The following is a 2,909-nucleotide window of genomic DNA, read 5'->3' as shown; positions in this document are numbered from 1 at the left end:
CGCCGGTCAGCCTTCTCCAAAACTTCCTCGATGTCGTCGCCGTACATGAGCGCTGCGGCTTGCTCTTGTGACGCTTTGATCAGCTCCCGCGCCCGCCACTTCTGCAACACGGTCTCCGCGTAGAAGTCCACGTTCGCCGCCGTCGGGACGCTGTTGCTCAGCATCGCGAGGTAAGCGACACCTCCGACCGACTCAATCCTGCCGTTGTCGGAGAGATGCTTGGAGAGAGTCACCACGTCCACTGGCTCACCCGCGTCGGCCAGCTCCAAGATCGCCTTGTAGATCGTACTGTGCTTTGGCTCGTGAAACTGCTCCGGAACTTCGAGGATATCGCGCACGTCGTGAATCGCGTTCGGGTCCAGCAGGATGGCGCCCAGCGTCGCTTGTTCGGATTCGATGTGGTGGGGGAGCTCTGGTTTCTGCGTCTCTTCGTGCTGTTCGCTCATCCCTTACACCTCCTCGTCTGGACCCAGTTGCTCGGAGTAGCTGTTCAAGCGCCAATCCTCGCCGGTCATGCGTGCCGGGATGGAGAGGAGCGCCACCCGCGAGCGGAGCGCGTCGATCTGTTCGGGGAACTTTTCATAGTGCTGCTCGTAGGCGCGGTACGGTTCGAAGTTGCTGGTGAACAGCGTCAGGAGTTTGGCGGCGGCGCGGTAGTTCAAGATTTTGATCATGCACTCCAACCCGTACTCCTTCAGGCGCGGCTCTTGCGCCAGTTCGTCGATGCCCAACACCGGACAGGTCATGTACCGTTCCAGCACATCCTCTTCGCAATCGTTTTTGATCGCCTCGCGCAGTTTGTCGATCATCCGGTCAGCCCGGACGAATACGGCGAGGATGCCACGGTCGTTCAGTCTGTTCAGCACGGCGAGCATGAGGTGCGTCTTGGCGATGCCCGGCGGGCCGTAGAAGTAAATCCCCGTTCCGCTACCGTCGCCGTCAGCGAGGTCCGTTGCGCGCTCCAGAATTGAGCGGTGCCGCCTCGCTTGCTCCACTGGAAAGTTGTCGAAGGTGAAACCGCGTTCCTTATCGGTCATACCCGAAACTCTCAGCATTCGTTCCTGCTGTTCGCGGGCTTCGTGCGCCAGATGCGGTTTGCACTTTACGCCCTGTTGGAGCTTGATCTTACCGTCAGCGACGTCGTACTTGGTGACGTAACCTTTGACCAGCTCCTCGCGCCAGCATTCAGCGTAGCCGGTGCAGTTGCGGCACCGATCCAGACAATTTGCCGCATCGAGAAGGTCGCCGCCGTAGCGGTTGATCTCTGCGTCCGTGACGTCCGCCAACTTCGGCAACCGTTCGCGGAGCAGTTGGATCGTCCGGGCGCGGGCAAAGTTGCTTGTCGGCTTCTCGATCTCGCCGATGTGTTCCATGCGTTGTCACTCCGTTCTCACTTCTGCCCCGCCTTGAACCGCTCTGCGGCCGTCATCGGGGTCTGTCTCATCTCCGGTAGCGAGACGATTTTGCTTCCAGATCGACGGTGCTGCGACTGTGACTGAACGTGCTGTTTCTCCTTGCCTGCGTCGACCTGCTCTGGCGTCGTCCAGCCGTTTTTCTTCCAGTCTTTGAGAATCTTTGCCATGTACGGCGTGCTGAGCTTTTTGTGCAGGACTGCCTCTTTCAAAGCCCGGGTGATTAGGGCGGGAGCGTGTCCGTCGTCGTCGATCCAAGCGTTGATCTCGTCTCGGTCGAAGTCTGAAAACCTAAGACCTTCGGCACCGAACTCCCGGACGATCACCTGCAGCATCTCCTGTTCTTCGTCCGCACGTGTCCGCGTTGGGGGAGGAGGAAGAGGAAGATCTTTTTTCTCTAAATTCTTTTCATTCTTGTTTGTGTCAGCCTGCGGGCAAGTTGCTGTCAAACTGCTGTCAGTCTGCGGGCAATCTGTTGTCAGGTTGTGGTCAAAACCGTTGTCAGGTTCTGCGTCTGAACCCTGATAAAACTCCCATTTCACAACGGTTACAACGCTGAATTTGTTGTTAGCTTTGATGTCAAGATTTCCCCATGTTTCGAGTTTTTTTAGCCAACTCCACAGTGTAGATTCGGGGACTTGGTCGGATTTTTTCGCGCCGGAGTTGAATTCCTGACAGAGCACTTTGCGCCCCGTCACGAACTGTCCGGCCTTTAGCTCCACCATCTGCCGCTCCACAAGAACCGTCGTCGGTTTGTGGGCGGCTTTCATGAGGCAGAGCGTCCAGAGTTTGAAAATGTAGGGGTCTTGAAAAATGGGGCTCTCTTGGAGCTTTCGGTGAAGCTTTATCCACCCTTGCATGTGCCGCCCTCCATACCGTTTATCTTGCCTGTGGAGCCGTTTTACGGGCTCCGGGGTGCATCTGTGTCATGAATGCGGCGAGCTTCCATACGCCGCCGATGCGGACGCCTGCTGCGAGAACTTGCGTGCGCTTGTCCATCGTCAGAACGGACCGTCTACGGCGGTGTCGCCGGAGTAGATCGGCTGGAAAGTGTCAGGGTCAACGAATCGGGCGGCATTCTCGTACGCGTTGAGCACCGCCTCGAACGCTTCAAAGGGCTGATATCCGTCGTACATCAGTTCCTCGTTGCAGTCGCCGTTGCGAATTTCCAAGCTCGCGCTACCATCGGCGAAGGCGGGGGTGTAGATGAAAACCCGTCCGCCTGCCATCACCGCTTGGCGGGTTTGTGCGTCTTGCAGCATGTCGGCCTCCTTACTCCGGCCAGTCTGCCGGATCGTATAGTTCTTTCAGCTCGGCGATCTTTTCCTCGATCCAGTCACGATGAGAACGCCGGCGTGAGTCAATCTTCCAGTGGCAGGTTCCGCTATTGGTGCTGGGGCCGCAGAGGGCGGCGATGTTCCACGGTTGGTCGCCGCGCCCTCCTTGGCTTCGTTGGGTGAGGTGTGCAAGCTCCAGCCGGTCAGCGTGCGTGCCGGG

4 protein-coding genes and 1 pseudogene are annotated in these 2,909 nt (G+C 58.1%); all 5 read right to left on the bottom strand.

What is annotated here, in order from left to right:
* The coding region (locus EL26_RS22865; protein ID WP_038094753.1) for a DnaB-like helicase N-terminal domain-containing protein at positions 1–446 on the bottom strand (446 nt) is incomplete at its 3' end.
* Between the two features lie 3 nt (positions 447–449).
* Positions 450–1,373, bottom strand: a complete 924-nt coding sequence (locus tag EL26_RS22860) for an ATP-binding protein (RefSeq protein ID WP_038094751.1) — start codon at positions 1,371–1,373, stop codon at positions 450–452.
* A gap of 17 nt (positions 1,374–1,390) precedes the next feature.
* Positions 1,391–2,272 (bottom strand): DnaD domain-containing protein, encoded by an 882-nt coding sequence (locus tag EL26_RS24245; RefSeq protein ID WP_052036730.1) that lies wholly within the window; start codon positions 2,270–2,272, stop codon positions 1,391–1,393.
* A 141-nt stretch (positions 2,273–2,413) separates the two neighbouring features.
* Positions 2,414–2,674, bottom strand: a complete 261-nt coding sequence (locus EL26_RS22850) for a hypothetical protein (RefSeq protein ID WP_038094749.1) — start codon at positions 2,672–2,674, stop codon at positions 2,414–2,416.
* A gap of 10 nt (positions 2,675–2,684) precedes the next feature.
* Positions 2,685–2,909: pseudogene (locus EL26_RS26335) on the bottom strand (hypothetical protein); the annotation flags it as partial.

The sequence above is a fragment of the Tumebacillus flagellatus genome, from assembly GCF_000714935.1.
GTDB lineage: Bacteria > Bacillota > Bacilli > Tumebacillales > Tumebacillaceae > Tumebacillus > Tumebacillus flagellatus.
This window is presented reverse-complemented; position numbering and strand designations above follow the sequence as displayed.